Below are 18,852 nucleotides of genomic sequence, written 5' to 3' on the forward strand. Positions count from 1 at the left end.
GTCGGCGGGGGCACGCCCCCGCCGACCCGGCACCACGCCTGGCTAGGCTTTTCCGGACAGGCAGGAGTCGCATCTGGTGTGGATGGGGCCGCGCACCGTGCCCCCCGTGATGAGGAACGCAACGATGGAGCTGCCGCCGGATGCCATCTCCGAACCCATGTCGACCGTGATCGACAGCAACGACTTCACGCCGCGTCTGCTCTCGCTGCTCTCGAACAGCCTGGTCTGGCGGGAGTCACGCCTGCTCCGCGCCCACTTCGGTCTGGGGACCAACGACTGGCGCGTCATCTCCGCCCTCGCCATCCGGCCGGGTGCGACCGCGAGCGAGATCTCCGAGTTCGTGGCGATGAACAAGGCGATCATCTCCAAGAGCGTCGGCGTGCTGACCGATCGCCGGCTCATCGTGCAGGTGGAGGACACCGGCCGGTCCCGGCAGCTCTTCCTGACCTCCGCCGGCGCGGAGATGCACGACGCGATGCTGCCCATCTCGCTGCGCGGCCAGGAGATCATCCTGGCCGACCTGTCCGCGGAGGACGTGGCCCAGCTCAACCAGCTCCTGCGCAGCCTGCTCGCGCACGTCCGCGACCTGCAGGCCGAGGAGGCCCTGCAGGAGCGCACCACCCGGCGGGACTGATCCACCGCTCGGCCCGGCGTTCCGGCTGCGGACCCCGTGGTGCATCCGTATCGTCGCCGACCAGGTGCCGGTCGGGGAGCAGCCGCGGCCATCCCCGACCGGAGAGGCGAGCACGTGGAGCCCAGCGACGACCTCGGCCCGGCCGACCCGCCCCCTCCGCCGAGGTTCGGCCTGATCCCCGCCGTGGTCGCCCTGGTGCGGCTCCCGTTCGACCTCGTCGTCCTGATCGGCTACCTGGTACGCCAGCTGCCACTCCTCCTCCAGGACGTGCGCAGCACGGTCAACGGGGTGGCGCGCCTGGTGAGCCACGGCGAGCGCGAGGGCGCACTGCGGGAGCTCCTGGACGAGCTCGCCCGCGCCGCCCGGGCGGACAACGCGGGCGCTCTGGCGCACCTGCTGCGCTCCTCCGGTGACCTGTCCGCGGTGCGCGCCGAGCTCGAGCGGATCCGCCTCGAGGCCGCCCGCGGTGGCGACGTCGACGTGCTCCGGGGCAACAGCGACGACTGAGCCCGCGGGGCCGCGGTCGCCGGTGCGGCTCACCCGTGCCCGGCGTCGCGGAGGGCGGCGACGCAGGCCCGGTGCAGCGCGCGCTGCCGGCGCACCCGGGCGAGGAGCCCGGGCGTCGGCTCCAGTTCGCGGCCGGCCGCCGGCGTGACGTCGGACAGCCGCCCGCCGGCCAGCCGCCCCGTCGTCACGTGCACGGTCCACCGCTCGGCGTCGGGCACCGAGACCTCCTGACCGACGAGCGCGGCCGGCCCGCTGCGGTCGGGGGCGCCGCGGAGCGGGAGCGGGTCGGCGTCCCACTCCCCCACCCGCACCGTGCCCACGTGCAGGCCGCCGTCGTCGACGGCCAGCACGGCGTCCGCGGGCCCGTCCCGGCGGCCGGTCGGCGCGACCCGGGGTCCCTCGAGCACCAGGACCAGCCGCGGCAGGTACCACCAGTGCTCCCGGCGGAGCATCACCGAGTCGGCCAGCGCCCGGGACGGCGGGTGCTTGCGCAGCTCCTGCGGCAGCAGCTCGTCGGTGAACAGCCGGCCGTCGCCGTCCTCGACCAGGGTGAACCGGCCGCTGAGCACGAGCGGCTCCCAACCGGCACCGGTGAGCCGCGGATCGGAGAGGACGAGCGCCGCGGCGTCCGCGGCGGCGACGCTGCGGGCGGCCGCCACCTGCGCCCACGGGAGGGCCACGGCCGGTCGCCCGCCGAGCAGCAGCGGCACCACCCCCAGCGCGCCCGGCGGTCCACCGGGCACCCGCCAGAGCAGCTCGCCGAGCCCCGCGGCGTGCACCGCCCGTGTCGGAGTTGTGTTGCCTGTCACATCCGCTGTCTACTCTCCGTTGCTGCGGCCGCTCGGGCCGCCCTGCGCTGGAGGTCGTCGTGCCCGCAGTCGTCGTGGCCGCCGTGGTCGGGGTGCTGTTCTTCCTCGGATACCGGTACTACAGCAGCTACCTGGCCCGGAAGGTCTACGTGCTCGACCCGGCGTTCGTCACGCCGGCGCACGAGTTCAACGACGGCAACGACTTCGTGCCGACGAACAAGCACGTCCTCTTCGGCCACCACTTCACCTCCGTCGCCGGTGCCGCGCCGATCGTCGGCCCGGCGATCGCGGTCTTCTGGGGCTGGGGCCCGGCGCTGACCTGGATCGTGCTGGGCACCATCTTCGCCGCCGGCGTGCACGACTTCGGCTCGCTGGTCGTCTCCGTGCGGCACAAGGCCCGCAGCATCGGCACCCTCGCCGGGGAGGTGGTCAACGGCCGGGCCCGGGGCCTGTTCCTGGCGATCATCTTCTTCCTGCTGACGCTGGTGAACGCCGTGTTCGCCGTGGTCATCGGGAACCTGTTCGTGAACAACCCCGGCGCGGTCATCCCGATCGTGGTGGAGATCCCGGTGGCCATGGTCATCGGCCAGTACATCTACCGCACCCGCTCCTCGGCGCTGATCCCCTCGATCGCCGGGGTGCTGATCCTGTACGCGCTGATCCTGGTCGGCAACGCGTTCCCGGTCTCCCTCGACGGCCTGGCCGAGACCCTCGGCTTCGAGCAGACCCGCAACCTCTGGGTGATCCTGCTGTTCGTCTACACCTGGGTCGCCTCCCGGATCCCGGTGTGGGTGCTGCTCCAGCCGCGCGACTACATCAACAGCCACCAGCTGTTCATCGCCCTGGGCGTCATCTCCCTCGGCGTGATCGTCGGCCTCAACACCATCCAGGCGCCGGTGGTCAACGACGTCCCCGAGGGGTCGCCGAGCTTCTTCCCGTTCCTGTTCATCACCATCGCCTGCGGCGCCATCTCCGGCTTCCACTCCCTGGTCGCCTCCGGGACGACGTCCAAGCAGCTGGACCGGGAGACCGACGCCCGGTACGTGGGCTACATGGGCGCCGTCGGTGAGGGGTCGCTGGCCACCGGCGCGGTGCTCGCCGCCACCGCCGGCGTCGCCGCCTCCCAGGCCGAGTGGGAGGCGCTCTACCCCGACTTCGCCACCGCCTCCGGCGGCGCCACCAGCAACTTCGTGAACGGGGTCGCGGTCTTCGCCAACAACCTGGCCATCCCGCTGGACCTCGCCACGATCTTCGCCGCGGTCGTGGTGATCAGCTTCGCCGCCACCACGATGGACACCGGCGTGCGGCTGCAGCGCTACGTGGTCCAGGAGATCGGGGAGCTCACCGGCATCCGCGTGCTGGCCCGCAACCTGAGCCTGGCCACCACCATCGCCGTCGTCATCCCGCTGGCCATGGCGCTGCTGCCCGGTGGCGGCGAGGCCGGCTACACCTTCGGCGTGCTGTGGCAGCTGTTCGGCACCACCAACCAGCTCACCGCCGGACTGGCGCTGGCCGTCATCGCCGTGTGGGTCACCCGCCGCGGCCGCAGCCCCGTCCCGATCCTGATCCCGCTGGTGTTCCTGCTGGCCATGACGTCCTGGGCGCTGCTGGTCAACCTGCGCAACTTCGTCCGCGACGACCAGTGGGTGCTCGCCCCGCTGGACGCCGTGATCTTCCTGCTCGCGCTGTGGTTGATCGTCGAGGCCGCGCTCGCGCTGCGCGCCGCGTTCCGGGACCGGGAGACGACGCCCGGCACCGGCACCGGCACCGGCACCGGCACCGAGGACGCGGCGGTGGCCTCCCGGGAGGAGCCGCGGTGAGTCCCCGGGTCGTCGTCGTCCGCGGTGCCCGCGGCCCGGCCGGCGGCGGGTGCTGCAGCGGGGACGTGCGCCCGTTCGACGCCGGCGGGCAGTCCCACCGGCACCCCGACGACCGGGTCACCGACGATCCGGTCGGCGCGGTCTACCGCGCGCTGCGGGGCGGGCTGCCCGACGACGTGGCGGTGGAGGTCGTCTCGCCGTCGAACTGGCTGTGGCTGGTGCCCGCGCTGGTCGGTGACGGACGGCGCCGGGGTCTGCGCGGGGCGGCGCTGCGGCGCTCGGTGCGCGCCGGGCTGGCCGTGGAGTCGCTGATCGCCGACGGCACGGTGCTGGCGTCGGGTCGGCTGCCCCCTCCGGCCACCGCCCTCGCCGCTGCCCGGGCGGAGCTGGGGCTGACCTGACCACCCCGCGGAGGGCGAGGTTTCCCCTCCCCGGGCGGTGGCTACCGACGCGCTGGTGACCACCGACCAGCTCCCGCTGCAGCGACTCATCTGGCGCCGGATGTTCGAGATGGGCCTCTCGGCGGAGGAGGCGGCGCAGCGGACCGAGGGGGCGCTCTCCAAGGAGGCGATCCGCGGGCTGGTCGCCGGGCGGATGTCCGTCTACGTCAGCGACCGGGTCGCCCGGGCCCTGGCCCGGTCCCTCGGTGTCCCCGAGCACCGGGTCCGCCGGGCGGCCGGGCTGCCGGTCACCGAGCCCGTGGGCGTGCACACCCAGCCGCACCTCCGGATCGTCGGCCGGGAGGACTGAGCCCCGGCAGGAGCGCGCGAGGACGGCCGGCCGCGCAGGATGGTGGGGTGCCCATCGCCCAGGACGCCACCTACCCCGTTCCGCCCGACGCGCTGCTGGCGGCGCTCACCGACGAGTCCTTCCTCCGCGAGCGTGCGGCCGCGCTCGGCGCCCAGGTGCAGGAGCTGACCGTCACCGCCGACGGCGACGGGCCCCGCACCCAGGTGCGGCTGGCGGCGCCGACCACCGGCATCCCGCCGGTGTTCGCCCGCTTCGTCGGCGACCGGGTGTCCGTCCTCGAGCGCACCGCCTGGACACCGGATGGCGCCGGTGGGCACCGCAGCGACCTGGACGTGCAGGCCGAGGTGTTCGGGCGCACCGTCCAGGTCACCGGCGAACGGCGGCTGCTCCCCGACCCCGCCGGCACCCGCTCGACGGTGACCGGCGAGGCATCGGTCGACGCCCCGCTGATCGGGCGGCAGGCGGAGGCCGCCGTCCGGGAGCTGATCGGCGTCGTGCTGCGGCGCGAGGACGAGGTGCTGCGCCGGCGGCTCGCCCCCGGTTCGTGACGCGGGCGCAGATGGTCGGCGCCGTGCAACGATTCCGGATCGGATCCGGTCGGAGGGATTGACGGGAGCCGCTCGACCGGCACAAGGTGCGGCATGCGCTCCCTGGTGGTCGACGACCTCGCGCCGTTCGACGACTGGCCAGCCGCTGTCCGGGCCTCGCTCACCCACCTGCACCGCATCGTCGGCCTGGACGTCTGGATGCTGACCGAGGTGACCGGCGCGGAGCAGGTCGTGCTGCACGCCCACCCCCGCGAGGCGGTGCCCGCCGGCACCGCGTTCCCCTGGGAGCAGACCTTCTGCCGGGCCATGGTCAGCGGCACCGGCCCACGGGTGGCGACCGTCACCGCCGTCGTCCCGGTGTACTCCCAGCTGCTGGCCGGCCACCCCGACCGGATCGCCGCCTACATCGGGGTGCCGCTGGTGACCCGCTCCGGCGAGCTCTTCGGCACCCTGTGCGGGTTCTCCGCCCGCGCCCAGCCGCGCAGCATGACCCGCTTCCTGCCGACGATCGAGCACACCGCCCGGCTGCTGAGCACGCTGCTGCCCGCCGACTCCACCGGCGACCCGGTCAACGGCTGAGCAGTTCCCGCGGCTCGATCCGCCGGCGCCCGATGTAGTAGAGCGTCGTCCCCTCCGGGACCGGGGTGTCCCACGGCGGGCTGACCGCCAGTTCCCCACCGTCGCGCACCGCCAGCACGGTCGCGCCGAACTCGCGGCCCAGGTGCACCTGGCAGTCGCCGAAGGCGGCGAACCGGTGCCCGGCCGGCAGCCGCACCGAGTAGGTGTTGCCGTGCCCGCCGTGGCTCATGACGTCGGTGTAGACGTCGGTGATGCCGGGGTCCAGCGCCTCCTCGGTGAGCAGGTAGGGCATGTGCCACTGCACGCAGGCGATCCGCGGGTCGACGTAGCGCAGGTTGTCCCGGCGGCCCAGGTCACGCAGCGCGGCCACCATGTGCGCACCGTGGTTGGCGTGGTCGGCGGCCAGCGCGATGGCCAGCGTCTCGTTGTCGTCCCGCCCGTCCACGATGACCGTCCGCGCGCGGGGGACGCAGGCGCGGGTCATCACGTCGGTGTTCGTCAGGTCGCCGCGGACGAAGGAGACGGTGGGCTGCTCGGGCACCGGGTGCTCGGGGACGTCCTCCCACGCGCACAGCACGATCTCCCCGCAGCCCTCGGTCACCAGTTCGGTGAGGATCCGCTCGGTGCGTCCCGGGGTGTACCCCAGCACGACGACGTGATCGGTCAGCTCCAGTGCCACGACACCCCTCAGGCGCTTGCCGCGGACCGTCGACAGGTAGTCGGACAGCCGCGTGAACAGCAGTGTCAGCGTGACGATCCCGCCGACGATGACGTACGTGCCGACGACGTGGCCCCACGTGGACACCGGGAACAGGTCGCCGTAGCCCACCGTCGCCGCGGTGACCACGAAGTACCACCAGTAGTTGCCCGGCGCGGCGATCTCACTGCCCGCCGGTTCGACCAGCGCCATCGCCAGCCAGCTGGTGAGGAAGACGACGACGATGACCAGCAGCGGCAGCCGCCAGCCGCGCAACCGGCTGCCCACCACACGGGTCAGCCGGGAGAGGAAGAAGAACACGGGGCTCCTGCCGGGTCGGACGCTCGAGGCAACCTAGCGCCTGGTGACCCGGTCAGTTCCCGGCCGGGGCCTCGCAGGGGGCCGGCGGCGGCCCGGTGGACTCGGTGAGGGCAGCCAGGAGGAGGGCGGCGTCGGCCGCGCCGAGGACCACGGTGAGCTGCGCGACGCCTGCCTCAGCGACCGCCTCCTCGGGCAGGCCCAGCGCCTCGGCGAGCAGCCGGGCCTCCTCGGCCCGGCCGGCCGGGTGCTCGACGGCGGTCCCGTCCCGGCCGTCCACCGCAGCGACCGGGCCGACGACGGCGTCGGCCCGTCGCAGCTCCTCGGCGACGCCCTCCGCGACGGCCGGGTCGCCGGAGGTGTCGAGGACGTCGACGGTCCACGGTTCGGCGTCGCAGGTCGCCGGCGCGGGGACCGGGTCGGGCGTCGGCTCCGGAGAGACCGTCGGCGTCGGCTCCGAGGAGACCGTCGGCGCAGGCTCGGGCGTCGGGGTGGGCTCGGGCTCGGGGGTCGGCGTCGGCGATGGCTCCTCGGTGGGCTCCGGCGCGGGCGCGGGCGCGGGCGTCGGCGAGGGCTCCGGCGCGGAGGTCGGCGTCGGCTCCGGCGTCGGGGAGGGCTCCGGACCGGGGGTCGGCGTCGGCTCCGGCGTCGGAGAGGGTTTCGGCGTGGGAGGTGGGGTCCGCGTCAGCTGGGGCTCCGGGGTGGGCTCCGGAACCGGGGTCGGCTCGGCGGTGGGCTCGGCGGTGGGCTCGGCGGTGGGCTCGGCGGTGGGCTCGGCGGTGGGCTCGGCGGCCAGCAGCTGCGCCGGTGGCTCGGGCTCGAGCGCCGGTGGCGGCGCAGGGCTGGCCGGCTCGGGCACCGGCTGCTCGGGCACGGACGGCCCCGGTCGGCCACCGCTGGGCGGCGGGAGGACCGGGGCGGGCGCGGGGGTCGGCGTCCCCGCGTAGCCGGCGGCCAGCCCCAGCACCGAGGCGACGTAGGCGTCGGAGTGGTTGTAGGCGAACACCGCCCGGGCCTGACCGGCGGCGGCCGACAGGTCTCCCCCGGCGGCGCAGAGGTAGCGCGCGGCCGCGGCGGCCGCGTCGTCGAGGTCGAACGGGTCGCCGCGGCCGTCGCCGTCGCCGTCGGTCGCGTACCGGGCCCAGGTCGAGGGGATGAACTGCATCGGCCCGACGGCCCGGTCGTAGCTCACGTCGCCGTCCAGCCGGCCCTGGTCGGTGTCCCGGATCTCCGCCGTCGCGCCCGCCCCGGTGAGCGCCATGCCCACGATCTGCGGGGCGGACGTGCCGTCGGGCTGCAGCACCGCGCCGGCGAACCGGCCGTGGTTCGACTCGACCCGGCCGATCGCCGCGACCAGCTCCCAGCCGATGCCGCACGCCGCGGGCGCCCGCTCCGCGGCCCGGGTGTACGCGGTGAGCGCCGCCGCCGGGATGCCACTGCCCATCAGCGGCGCACTCGGGAGGGGCGCGACGGCGGGCGGCTGCGGCGGGGACGGCACCGGTGCGGCGGCGAGTGGGTCCACGGCCGGTGGCGCGGTCGGGCCTCCCTCGGCCGCCGTGACCGCCGGGGGTGCGGGTCGCCGGGGCGCGGGCGGGCCGGTCAGGACCGACCCGTTCGACCGCGGCTCGACCACCGTGGCCGGCGCCTCGGCCGTCGTGGCCTGGCTCGCCGACCCGGTGACCAACGTCGCCGCGGTCAGCCCCGCGGTCACTGCGGCACCCACGCGCCACCGGACGGCGCTGGACGACGTCGCCCCGGACCGGACCGCCGTCCGACGCCGCCACCCGCTCATCCGTCCCCCCACGGTCCGAGCCCCCGGGATCGCCCAGCGCCCCCGGGACGCCGGACGGGATCAGTGAAGGGACGCCGGAGCACCCGCGCAAGTGGGGCCGGCGCGTCGCGGTGCTCCGTTCACCTGCCGCTCACCTGCCGCCCGGTGCCGCGGTCCACGACCCGCTGACCTCGCCACCGGCGCCCGCGACGGCGTCGAGCTCGGCAGCCACCAGGTCCGCGACGGGCCCGATGTCGGGCTCGTACAGCATCCCGTTGTGGTTGCCCGGTACCTCGTGCAGCGACCACTCCCCCGTCAGGTGCCCGGACCACCGGGAGCGGCCGACGGCGTCCGGGTCGTCGCGGGCCACCACCACCAGGGTGCGCCCGTCCCAGGGGGCGCCCCGGTGCCGCCGCTGCAGGAACCTCCCCTGCCGGTAGAAGCGCAGGTAGTGCCCCTTGCCCTCATCAGCGACGATCCCGGTGAGCACCAGGGCGCCGACCTGCTTGACCCGCCGCAGCGGACCCCCGTCGATCGCCGGAGGAGAGGCGCCGGGCTCCGGCGGGAAGGAGTCGAGCACGGCCACCAGCGCGACCTCCTCCCCCGCGGCACGCAGCTGGTGCGCCATCTCCAGCGCCACGATCCCGCCCAGGGAGTGCCCGGCGAGCCGGTAGGGACCCTGCGGCTGCACGCTGCGCACGGCGGCGACGTGGCGCCGCGCGATCGCCCGCACCGACCAGTCAGGGCGGCCGCGGTTCTCCATGCCGTACATCTGCAGCGCCCACACCGGCTGGTCCTCGCCGAGCCGCAGGGCCAGCGACCGGAACCCCACGGCCACCCCGCCCGCGCCGGCGATGCAGAACAGCGGCGGCCGGCTGCCCTCGCCGCGGAGCCGCACCATGGTCGGGTGCTCCGGTGCCCGGCGCCGGCGCACCGCCTCGGCGAACGAGGCGACCGTCGGCGACTCCTGCAGCAAGTTCGTGGACAGCACACGCGCCGGCACGCCCATCTCGGCCCCCATGGCGGCCAGCAGCGCCTCCGCGGCCAGCGAGTCACCGCCGAGTTCGAAGAAGTCGTCGTGGAGCCCGACCTCGTCCAACCCCAGGGCGCGGGCGAACTCCGCGCCGACCACGCGCTCCCAGTCGGTGCCCGGCGGGGTCACGCCACCCCGGACGGGTGGTGCGGGCAGCGCGGCCCGGTCGAGCTTGCCGCGCTCGGTGCGGGGCAAGGCGGTGAGGAACACGACGTCCTGCGGCACCATGAACCCGGGCAGCACCTCGCGGACCGCGCGCCGCACCGTCGCGGCGTCCAGCCGCTGCACCGCCGGGACGACGTAGGCGACCAGCCGGGTCTGCCCACCCGCCTCGACGCCGACGACGACCGCTTCCCGGACCTCCTCCAGGGCGAAGAGCGCCGCGTCGACCTCGCCCGGTGCGACGAGGTGACCCCGGATCTTGACGCTGTGGTCGGTGCGGCCCAGCAACGTCACGCAGCCGTCCTCGTCGATCCGGGCCACGTCGTTGGTGCGGAACGTCCGCACCCCATCGGCCGGGCCGGAGTAGGCGGTCGCGGTGATCTCCGGTGCCCCCCAGTAGCCCTCGGTCAGCCACCGCGAGCGGACCAGCAGGCGTCCGGTGCCGTGCTCCCGTTGCTCGCCGTGCTCGTCCTCCACGAAGAACTGCATCCCCTCGACCGGCCACCCCACGGGGACGGCGCCGTCCGGCACCGGGTCACCCGGCAGCAGCCGGAACTCGGAGAGCAGCCCCGTCTCGGTCGACCCGTAACGGTTGCGGATCTCGCAGCCCGGGCCGACGACCGAGCGGATCGCGGCGAGATGGGCGGCGTGCACGGTCTCCCCGCCCATGGTGACCCGCGACAGCGTGTCCAGCCGGTCGCCGGGGGGGAGCGTCGCGACGAGGCCGCGCATGATCGCCGGGCTGGCCACCAGCACCGAGGCGCCCACCTCGCGCAGCCAGCCCGGCAGCTCGGTGACCGGCCGGGTGCGCGGGTCGAACAACTGCTGGGTGCTGCCGGTCAGGAGGCCGCCGAGGGCGCCCTTCAGCCCCGCGTCGAACCCCAGCGGCAGCAGGTTGGCGACCACGTCACCGGGCCCGTAGCACCCGCTGCCCGAGGAGTTCGTCCACGTGTCGTGCAGCGCGGTCCGGGCGCCGGAGAACACGCCCTTGGGCAGCCCCGTCGAACCGGAGGTGAAGACCAGGGTGACCGGGTCCCCGGTGCCGTGCGGGGTGGAGCGCAACGCCGTCGCCACCTCCGGCAGGTCCTGCTCGGCGGCTGCCACGCGGGGCTGGAGGACCACCGGGCACACCGCGGCGGCCACCTCGGCGTGCGCTGCGTCGCTGACGCAGACCCGCGCCCCGGCCAGCTCGACGTAGTGGCGCAGCCGCGGAGCCGGGGTGGTGGGGTCGAGGACGACCATCGGCGTCCCGGCGGCGATCACACCCACCACCGCGATCACCGCGTCGACCCCCGGCCGCCGGAGCACGCACACCGGGCGGCCGCCGTCCTCGGCCTCGAGCACGGCGGAGCGGACGGCCTCGGCCTCACGCAGGACGTCGGCATACCGGACCTGACGCTCCCGGTCGGCCAGCGCCAGCACCTCCGGCTGCGCGAGCGCGACCTCGACCAGCCGGTCGACCAACCGCCCGTCCGTACTGCACCCGTCCAGGGGTGGGAGGTCGACCGAGTTGGCCACCACCGAGTGTTGCTCCGCACGGCTCATGCTCAGGGAAGCTAGTACGGAACCGTCCGGAGCAACATCCGTGCCTGCCTGGCGCGCAGGTCACGGCGGAGGTGCTGCCCGGCTCGTCGGGTCACGCGCCCCGCACGGTGGAGGCACCCGGGCGTTCCGCACCCACGAGACGCCGGCCGGGGTGAAGGGCCGCCGAGGCGCCGTCGTACGTCGTCCCGGTCCATCCTCCGCAGCCGAGGTCGGCCACCGCGTCGAGTTCGGACGTCATCAGCTCCGCGACCGCTGCGACGTTCGGCTCGTGCAGCATCCCGTTGTGGTTGCCGGGGACCTCGTGCATCGACCACTGCCCGGTCAGGTGCCCGGACCACCGGGAGCGGCCGGCGGAGTCCGGGTCGTCCCGGGCGACGAGCACCAGGGTGCGCCCGTTCCAGGGGGCGCCCCGGTGGCGCCGCTGCAGGAACATGCCCTGCCGGTAGAAGCGCAGGTAGTGCCCCTTGCCCTCATCGGGGACGATCCCGGTGAGCACCAGCGCCCCGATCTGCTTGATCCGCCGCAGCGGACCCCCGTCGATCGCCGGAGGGGATGCACGGGGGTCCGGCGGGAAGGAGTCGAAGACGGCCACCAGGGCGACCTCCTCCCCTGCGGCACGGAGCTGGTGCGCCATCTCCAGCGCCACGACGGCGCCCAGGGAGTGCCCGGCGAGCCGGTAGGGACCGTGCGGCTGCACGCTGCGCACGGCGGTGAGGTGGCGCCGCGCGATCGCCCGCACCGACCAGTCAGGGCGGCCGCGGTTCTCCATGCCGTGCATTTGCAGCGCCCACACCGGCTGGTCCTCGCCGAGCCGCAGGGCCAGCGACCGGAAGCCCACGGCCACGCCTCCCGCCCCGGCGATGCAGAACAGCGGCGGGCGACTGCCCTCCCCGCGGAGCCGGACCATGGTCGGGTGCTCCGGTGCCCGGCGCCGGCGCACCGCTTCGGCGAACGAGGCGACCGTCGGCGACTCCTGCAGCAGGTTCGTGGACAGCACACGCGCCGGCACGCCCATCTCGGCCCCCATGGCGGCCAGCAGCGCCTCGGCCGCCAGCGAGTCACCACCCAGCTCGAAGAAGTCGTCGTGCAGCCCGACCTCGTCCAGCTCCAGGGCGCGGGCGAACTCCACGGCCACCGCCCGCTCCCAGTCGGTGTTCGGCGGGGTCACGCCGGCCCTGGCCGGGGGTTCCGGCAGAGCCGCGCGGTCCAGCTTCCCGCGCTCGGTGCGGGGCAGCGCCGGGAGGAACACCACGTCCTGCGGCACCATGAACCCCGGCAGCACCTCGCGCACGGCGCGCCGGACGGTCGTCGCGTCCAAGCGCTCGACCGCCGGGACGACGTAGGCGACCAGCCGGGTCTGCCCCCGCCCGCTCTCCGCCCCGACGACCACTGCCTCCCGGACCTCGGGCAGCGCGAACAGCGCGGCGTCGACCTCGCCCGGCTCGACCAGGTGACCGCGGATCTTGACGCTGTGGTCGGTGCGCCCCAGCAACCGCGTGCAGCCGTCCTCGTCGATCCGGACCGAGTCACTGGTCAGGTAGGAGCGAGCCCCGTCGGCCCCGTCGGCCGGGCCGGAGAAGACGGCCGCGGTGGCCTCCGGCGCACCCCAGTAGCCCTCGGCCAGCCACCGGGAGGTGACCACCAGGCGCCCGGTGCCGTGGTCGCGCCGCTCGCCGTGCTCGTCCTGGACGAGGAAGCGCATGCCCGGGACCGGCCAGCCCACCGGGACGGCGCCGTCGGGTACCGGGTCCCCGGGGCGCAGCCGGAACTCGGCGAGCAACCCGGTCTCGGTCGACCCGTAGCGGTTGCGGAGCTCGCAGTCCGGCCCGACGGCCCCGCGGATGGCCGCCAGCTGGGCGGCGTGCACGGTCTCCCCGCCCATCGTCACCCTCGTCAACGTGTCCAGCCGGTCGCCGGGCGGGAGCGTCGAGACCACCCCGCGCATGATCGCCGGGCTGGCCACCAGCACCGAGGCACCGACCTCGCGCAGCCAGCCCGGGAGCTCGGCGACGGGCCGGGTGCGGGGGTCGAACAGCTGCTGGGTCGTGCCAGCCAGGAGCCCGGCGAGGGCGCCCTTCAGCCCCGCATCGAACCCCAGCGGCAGCAGGTTCGCCACCACGTCACCGGGGCCGTAGCAGCCGCTGGCCACCGAGTTGGTCCACGCGTCGTGCAGCAAGGTGCGGGAGTCGGAGAACACGCCCTTCGGCAGCCCCGTCGACCCCGAGGTGAACACCAGGCTGACCGGGTCGCCGGGTTCCCGCGGCGCCGACCGGAGCGCCTCGGCCACCGCGCAGATGTCCTGGTCGACAGCGGCCCGGAGCGGGTGGAGGACGACCGGGCACACGGCGGCGGCCACCTCGGCGTGGGCCGCATCGGTGACGCACACCCGCGCCCCGGCCAGCTCGACGTAGTGCCGCAGCCGCGGCGCCGGGGTGGTGGAGTCGAGCACGACCACCGGCACGCCGGCGGCGATCACCCCCACCACCGCGACGACCGCGCCGACGCCCGGCTGCCGGAGCACGCACACCGGGCGGCCGCCGTCCTCGGCCTCGAGCACCGCGGAGCGGACGGCCTCCGCCTCACGCAGGACGTCGGCATACCGCACCTGACGCTCCCGGTCGGCCAGCGCCAGCACCTCCGGCTGCGCGAGCGCGACCTCGACCAGCCGGTCGATCAACCGACCCTCGGCGCTCTGCTCCTGCAGGGGTGCGAGCCCCACCGAACCTGCCCGCAACCCCTGTTGCTCCCCGAGCTCCATGGGCGGAAAACTAGTACGAACCCGTCACGAACGGAACGGCGGTCAGCTGTGCGGGTGTAACCCGCTGGAGGCACGTTGCCCGGACCGGCCCGCGGGTACGGCGACACCATGCTGAGCCGCGACCTACTGCTGACCGCGTTCGACAACGTCGACGGAGCCGTCCGGGGGGTGTGCGACGGCCTCGACCCCGCGCTGCTGAACGAGCGGCTCGACCCCGAGGCGAACACCATCGCCTGGCTGGTCTGGCACCTCGTCCGGGTGCAGGACGACCACGTCGCCGAGGTGGCCGGCCGTGAGCAGGCCTGGACCGAGGCCGGCTGGGCCGACCGGTTCGGCCTCCCGTTCGACGTCGGCGCCATCGGCTACGGCTTCAGCAGCGACGACGTCGCCGCCACCCGGGTCACCGACCCGGACCTGCTGGCCGGCTACGCCGCCGAGGTGCACCGCCGGACGACGGAGTTCGTCCGCGGGCTCGACGACGCCGACCTCGACCGCGTGGTCGACGAGCGCTGGGACCCGCCGGTGACCCTCGGCGTCCGGCTGGTCAGCGTCCTCACCGACGACCTGCAGCACGCCGGCCAGGCCGCCTACCTCCGGGGCACCCTCGAACGACGCTGAGCCCTCGAACGACACTGAGCCCTCGAACGACACTGAGCCGCACCCGCGCGTAGCGTCCGGCGGGTGAGCAGCGCTGCCACCACCCCGACCGGCACCGACTTCTACGTCCTCGAGGACCTGCTGCGACCAGCGGAGATCGAGGTCCGTGACCGGGTGCGGGACTTCTGCGCCCGCGAGGTCACCCCGGTCATCAACGACTACTGGGAGCGGGCGGAGTTCCCGCACGCCCTGCTGCCGGGCATCGCCGGGCTGGGCATCGCCGGCGGCACCGTCCAGGGCCACGGCTCCCCCGGGATGAGCGCGGTCGCGGCCGGGCTGGTGGCCCGGGAGTGGGCCCGCGCCGACGGCAGCCTGGGCACCTTCTACGGCGTGCACAGCTTCCTGGCCATGCAGTCGATCGCCATGCTCGGCGACGACGAGCAGAAGGAGCGCTGGCTGCCGGCGATGGCCCGGCTGGAGACGATCGGTGCGTTCGGGCTGACCGAGCCGCAGCACGGCTCGGACGCCGTCGCGCTGGAGACCCGGGCGGTGCGGGACGGCGACGAGTACGTGCTGACCGGGGCGAAGAAGTGGATCGGCAACGGCACGATCGCCGACCTGGTGCTGATCTGGGCCCGCGACGACCACGGCGACGTCGGCGGCTTCGTCGTCCCGAAGGGGTCGGCCGGCTGGACCGCGACCCGGATGACGGGCAAGACCGCGCTGCGCGCGGTGTGGCAGGCCGAGATCACCCTCGGCGAGGTGCGGGTGCCCGCGGAGAACCGGCTGGCGGGGTGCCGGTCGTTCAAGGACGTCGCGAAGGTTCTGGACCGCACCCGCTACACCGTCGCCTGGCGGGCGCTGGGCGTCGCCGAGGCCGCCTACGAGCTGGCGCTGGCGCACACCCTGCGGCGGGAGCAGTTCGGCCAGCCGATCGCCGGCTACCAGCTGGTGCAGGAGAAGCTGGCCCGGATGCTGGCGGAGATCACCAGCATGCAGCTGCTGTGCTGGCGGCTGTCGGTGCTGGCCGACGAGGACCGGATGACCGCGGCGATGGCGTCGCTGGCCAAGATGAACAACGCGAAGAAGGCCCGGGCGATCGTGGCCGACGCGCGGGACCTGCTCGGCGGCGACGGGATCCTGCTGGAGCACCACGTGGCCCGGCACCACGCCGACATCGAGGCGATCTACACCTTCGAGGGCACCGACCACGTGCAGGCGCTGATCGTGGGCCGGGAGATCACCGGCATCTCCGCGATCACCGGCCGCCGGTCCGCCCCCCGCGCGGCTGCCGAGCCGCCGCAGTCGATCTGAGTCAGCCGACCCGGCCCAGCGCCGGCGCCGTCCGGTTGCGGCACTCGGCGCAGGCCGTGCGACCGGCACCCACCCGCTCCCAGCGCTGGGCGCCCCAGACCTGCACGATCGCCCCGCAGACGGCGAGCTCCACCTCCCCGTCGAGCTCGTCGGCGGGGCGGTGGGCCTCCACCGCATGCCAGGACATGGGCTGGTCGGCCGGCTGGGCCCAGGACCGGCGGTCTGGTCGGGCGAAGCCGACGGCGTAGGTGCTCACGCGTATCGGTGTGCCCCACGCCACATCCGGTCAATCATCGCTGCCACCCGACCGCCGGACGGCGCTACCGTCGAGGGGAGTCGAGGAGGTGGCCGGTGGAGCCGGTGAGTCTGCTGGTGGGTGGTGCGCTGCTGGCGGTGGGCTTCGTCGCCGGGCGGCTGGGCCGACGACGGAACGTGGGCCCGGCGTTGCCCCAGGCGGTGTGCGGCTGTGGTCACCCGCTCAGTCAGCACGACCCGGAGCAGGGCATCTGCCACTCCGAGGTGGCCCGCGACGCCTACACCAAGCGGGGCAAGTGGGCCGGGCACACCTGGGTGTCGTGCAGCTGCCGGCAGTACGTGGGCCCACGCCCGATCGACGAGGTATTCGCACCCCGCCTGCTGCCCCCGGGCGACTGATCCCCGCGGTGCGGCCCGCCGGTCAGCCGACCCGGAAGAAGTCGAACACGACGGCGTCCGGGTGCCGCACCCCCGAGCCGACGAACACGTGCGACGTCAGGACGGCCAGGCGCGGGGCGGCGGTCTCGAAGCGCGGCACGGACCGGAAGTAGATCCGCGCCGGGTCGACCGGCAGCCCGTCGCGCAGCCGCGCGATGTCCTCCGCCGACCCGGTGCGCAGTCCGGTGTTCTCCACGTAGACCCGCTCCCCCTGGTCGGACTCGAGCACGTACCGGGCCTCGGCCACGGTCTCCGTCGGCGTCCGGATGACCTGGAAGTCGGCACCGCCCGGCAGCACCCGACCGGTCAGCAACGGGCCGGAGACGACGCCGCCGGTGATCGGGATGACCCGCCGCAACCCGGCCGGCGTCGCGCCGATCTCGATCGGCGGGTCGACGGTGACCTCCAGGTGGAGCAGGTGCTCGAGGGGCGGCGGAGCGAGCGGCACGGTGCCTCCGGTCGGTCGGGGCCCCCGATGCTGGCAGACCCCGCAGCACCGGCGCGAGCCGGTCGGGGGGGCCGGGAACGGCGGTCGCGGGCCGGCGGTCCCGGGTTTGCCGGGGCAGCCGATCGCGCACACCGACGGGGACTCGGGCCCGCTCCACACCGTCGGTGGTGCCCGGACCACAGACGCGGGAGGACAGCAGTGACCGTTTCGCAGGAGTCCGCCACCGGGCGGGTGGTGGTGGTGACCGGCGCCAGCGGTGGGATCGGGCGCGCGGCCGCCGTCGCCTTCGGGCGCCGGGGGGACCGGGTGGCCCTGCTGGCCCGCGGGGAGACCGGACTGGCGGCTGCCGCCGACGAGGTGCGCGCCGCCGGGGGCACCCCGCTGGTGATCCCGGTCGACGTCTCCGACGCCGCGGCCGTGGACGCCGCCGCCGACCGGGTCGAGGAGGAGCTCGGCCCCATCGACGTCTGGTGCAACGTCGCGTTCAGCACGGTGTTCGCGCCCTTCGACCAGATCACCGCCGAGGAGTGGGCGCGGGTGACCGAGGTGAGCTACCTCGGGTTCGTGCACGGGACGATGTCGGCGCTGCGCCGGATGCGCCCCCGTGACCGCGGGGTGATCGTGCAGACCGGGTCGGCGCTGGCCTACCGGGGCATCCCGCTGCAGAGCGTGTACTGCGGCGCCAAGCACGCCATCAAGGGCTTCACCGAGTCGTTGCGGACCGAGCTGGCGCACGACGGCAGCAACGTCCGCGTGACGATGGTCAACCTGCCGGGGGTCAACACCCCGCAGTTCGACTGGGTGCTCAACCGGCTCCCGCAGCGTCCGCAGCCGGTGCCGCCGATCTACGCGGTCGAGCCGATGGGGGAAGCCCTGGTGTACGCCAGCGAGCACCCCCGGCGGCGCGCCTGGTGGGTCGGGACGCCCACCGTCTACACGATCCTGGGCAACAAGGTCTGGCCGCAGTTCCTCGACCGGTACCTGGCCCGCACCGGCTACGAGGGCCAGCAGCGGGGCGAGCGGGCCTCGGCCGACGACCCGGTGAACCTGTGGGAGCCCGTCGACGGCGCGGACGGCCGCGACTTCGGTGCCGAGGGCAGCTTCGAGCACCGGACCCGCAGCCGGGACCCGCAGATCTGGGCCAGCCGGCACCACGGCGCGGTCGCCGCCGTCGGCACCGGTCTGCTGGCGACCGCGCTGGCGACCTGGCGCCGCGGCCGGTGATCGCGCCGCCGGACGCGCTTGCGTGTTGAGCCGGCGACCAGGCGGGTAGGTGAGCCCCGGACGTCGCCTCGAGGAGTGGGGACGACGTCACGACCGGCGCCGGAAGCGGCCCGATCAGCGCCGCTCCCGGCCGAGCCACCGTGCCCGGCTGCCCGCGAACTCCCCGCGTCCGGCCGGGCGGAGGAGAGGAGCCGACGTGCAGACGTCCACGCTCACCCACGGACCACCCCGCCAGCAGGCCGTCGTCTTCGGCACCGGCGAGGAGGTCATCTCCGGCCTCACCGACTGGGCCACCGCCAACGAACTCCCGGCCACGTCGTTCACCGGCATCGGCGCCTTCTCGGAGGCCACGCTGGGCTACTACGACCTGGACGAGCAGGAGTACGCCGAGATACCCGTCCCCGACCAGGTCGAGGTCCTGGCGCTGACCGGCGACATCACGCGCGACGGCTCCGACGGGTGGCAGGTGCACGCGCACGTCGTCTGCGGCCGCCGTGACGGGTCCACCGTCGGCGGGCACCTGCTGCGCGCGGTGACCCGCCCGACCCTCGAGCTGGTCCTGACGACCAGCCCCAGCCACCTGCAGCGCCGGCACGACCCGGCGTCCGGGCTGGCCCTGATCGCCCCCGACGAGAACAGCTGAGG

19 protein-coding genes are annotated in these 18,852 nt (G+C 74.8%); 12 read left to right on the plus strand and 7 right to left on the minus strand.

The features are described 5' to 3' along the window. Nucleotides 1–109: 109 nt before the first annotated feature. Both ACI79U_RS04615 and ACI79U_RS04620 read left to right on the plus strand, forming a co-directional pair. Nucleotides 110–634 (plus strand): MarR family winged helix-turn-helix transcriptional regulator, encoded by a 525-nt coding sequence (locus ACI79U_RS04615; protein ID WP_457067908.1) that lies wholly within the window; start codon nt 110–112, stop codon nt 632–634. 114 nt (nt 635–748) lie between these two features. Next, a complete protein-coding gene (locus tag ACI79U_RS04620) occupies nt 749–1,141 on the plus strand; it encodes a hypothetical protein (protein WP_457067695.1) in 393 nt (130 codons plus the stop codon). Between the two features lie 29 nt (nt 1,142–1,170). Here ACI79U_RS04620 and ACI79U_RS04625 read toward each other — a convergent pair whose 3' ends face one another. Beyond that, nucleotides 1,171–1,950: a hypothetical protein gene (locus ACI79U_RS04625; RefSeq protein ID WP_457067698.1), complete on the minus strand. Its 780-nt coding sequence runs from the start codon at nt 1,948–1,950 to the stop codon at nt 1,171–1,173. Between the two features lie 59 nt (nt 1,951–2,009). On the opposite strand from ACI79U_RS04625, the gene ACI79U_RS04630 reads away from it, so the two are divergent. From ACI79U_RS04630 to ACI79U_RS04650, 5 genes are all read left to right on the plus strand, one after another. Beyond that, a complete protein-coding gene (locus ACI79U_RS04630) occupies nt 2,010–3,770 on the plus strand; it encodes a carbon starvation CstA family protein (protein WP_457067701.1) in 1,761 nt (586 codons plus the stop codon). After that, a complete protein-coding gene (locus ACI79U_RS04635) occupies nt 3,767–4,171 on the plus strand; it encodes a hypothetical protein (RefSeq protein ID WP_457067703.1) in 405 nt (134 codons plus the stop codon). The genes ACI79U_RS04630 and ACI79U_RS04635 overlap by 4 nt, the downstream gene beginning before the upstream one ends. 55 nt (nt 4,172–4,226) lie before the next feature. Beyond that, nucleotides 4,227–4,520 carry a hypothetical protein gene (locus ACI79U_RS04640; protein ID WP_457067705.1) on the plus strand — a complete coding sequence of 98 codons (294 nt, stop codon included), beginning with the start codon at nt 4,227–4,229 and terminating at the stop codon, nt 4,518–4,520. Nucleotides 4,521–4,567: 47 nt separating this feature from the next. Beyond that, nucleotides 4,568–5,068 (plus strand): DUF2505 domain-containing protein, encoded by a 501-nt coding sequence (locus ACI79U_RS04645; RefSeq protein ID WP_457067707.1) that lies wholly within the window; start codon nt 4,568–4,570, stop codon nt 5,066–5,068. A gap of 93 nt (nt 5,069–5,161) precedes the next feature. Further along, nucleotides 5,162–5,647: a GAF domain-containing protein gene (locus tag ACI79U_RS04650; protein ID WP_457067709.1), complete on the plus strand. Its 486-nt coding sequence runs from the start codon at nt 5,162–5,164 to the stop codon at nt 5,645–5,647. Here the strand turns inward: ACI79U_RS04650 and ACI79U_RS04655 are convergent. The 4 genes from ACI79U_RS04655 to ACI79U_RS04670 all read right to left on the minus strand — a co-directional run bounded on the left by ACI79U_RS04655 (nt 5,637) and on the right by ACI79U_RS04670 (nt 13,892). Then, nucleotides 5,637–6,665, minus strand: coding sequence for an ion channel (locus ACI79U_RS04655; protein WP_457067711.1), 1,029 nt, complete (start codon nt 6,663–6,665; stop codon nt 5,637–5,639). The genes ACI79U_RS04650 and ACI79U_RS04655 overlap by 11 nt on opposite strands. 52 nt (nt 6,666–6,717) lie before the next feature. Then, nucleotides 6,718–8,373 carry a lytic murein transglycosylase gene (locus ACI79U_RS04660; RefSeq protein WP_457067713.1) on the minus strand — a complete coding sequence of 552 codons (1,656 nt, stop codon included), beginning with the start codon at nt 8,371–8,373 and terminating at the stop codon, nt 6,718–6,720. 211 nt (nt 8,374–8,584) lie between these two features. Beyond that, entirely contained in the window at nt 8,585–11,173 is a 2,589-nt protein-coding gene (locus ACI79U_RS04665; RefSeq protein WP_457067715.1) for an alpha/beta fold hydrolase, read from the minus strand. Between the two features lie 91 nt (nt 11,174–11,264). After that, nucleotides 11,265–13,892: an AMP-binding protein gene (locus tag ACI79U_RS04670; protein ID WP_457067718.1), complete on the minus strand. Its 2,628-nt coding sequence runs from the start codon at nt 13,890–13,892 to the stop codon at nt 11,265–11,267. Between the two features lie 114 nt (nt 13,893–14,006). Between ACI79U_RS04670 and ACI79U_RS04675 the strand changes: the two genes are divergently transcribed. Together ACI79U_RS04675 and ACI79U_RS04680 are read left to right on the plus strand one after the other, a co-directional pair. After that, entirely contained in the window at nt 14,007–14,549 is a 543-nt protein-coding gene (locus tag ACI79U_RS04675) for a mycothiol transferase (RefSeq protein WP_457072606.1), read from the plus strand. A gap of 63 nt (nt 14,550–14,612) precedes the next feature. Beyond that, the gene (locus tag ACI79U_RS04680) at nt 14,613–15,842 is read left to right on the plus strand and encodes an acyl-CoA dehydrogenase family protein (RefSeq protein ID WP_457067725.1); all 1,230 of its coding nucleotides are present in this window, start codon (nt 14,613–14,615) and stop codon (nt 15,840–15,842) included. A 1-nt stretch (nt 15,843) separates the two neighbouring features. Here the strand turns inward: ACI79U_RS04680 and ACI79U_RS04685 are convergent, their stop codons facing one another. Further along, complete coding sequence (locus ACI79U_RS04685) at nt 15,844–16,098, minus strand: hypothetical protein (RefSeq protein WP_457067727.1); 255 nt, start codon at nt 16,096–16,098, stop codon at nt 15,844–15,846. A gap of 95 nt (nt 16,099–16,193) precedes the next feature. Between ACI79U_RS04685 and ACI79U_RS04690 the strand changes: the two genes are divergently transcribed. Beyond that, nucleotides 16,194–16,496, plus strand: a complete 303-nt coding sequence (locus ACI79U_RS04690; protein WP_457067730.1) for a hypothetical protein — start codon at nt 16,194–16,196, stop codon at nt 16,494–16,496. 22 nt (nt 16,497–16,518) lie between these two features. Here ACI79U_RS04690 and ACI79U_RS04695 read toward each other — a convergent pair whose 3' ends face one another. After that, nucleotides 16,519–16,983 (minus strand): DUF3237 domain-containing protein, encoded by a 465-nt coding sequence (locus tag ACI79U_RS04695; protein WP_457067732.1) that lies wholly within the window; start codon nt 16,981–16,983, stop codon nt 16,519–16,521. 198 nt (nt 16,984–17,181) lie between these two features. Here ACI79U_RS04695 and ACI79U_RS04700 point away from each other — a divergent pair, with 198 nt between their 5' ends. Beyond that, nucleotides 17,182–18,207, plus strand: coding sequence for an SDR family oxidoreductase (locus tag ACI79U_RS04700; RefSeq protein ID WP_457067734.1), 1,026 nt, complete (start codon nt 17,182–17,184; stop codon nt 18,205–18,207). A 196-nt stretch (nt 18,208–18,403) separates the two neighbouring features. Further along, entirely contained in the window at nt 18,404–18,850 is a 447-nt protein-coding gene (locus ACI79U_RS04705) for a PPC domain-containing DNA-binding protein (protein ID WP_457067737.1), read from the plus strand. The last annotated feature ends 2 nt before the right edge of the window (nt 18,851–18,852 follow it).

This window comes from Modestobacter sp. SYSU DS0904 (assembly GCF_054051115.1).

Coding starts and splice junctions, on each gene's coding strand:
- ACI79U_RS04615 (WP_457067908.1), top strand. CDS start 110: ATGAGGAACGCAACGATGGAGCTGCCGCCGGATGCCATCTCCGAACCC.
- ACI79U_RS04650 (WP_457067709.1), top strand. CDS start 5,162: ATGCGCTCCCTGGTGGTCGACGACCTCGCGCCGTTCGACGACTGGCCA.
- ACI79U_RS04665 (WP_457067715.1), bottom strand. CDS start 11,173: ATGAGCCGTGCGGAGCAACACTCGGTGGTGGCCAACTCGGTCGACCTC.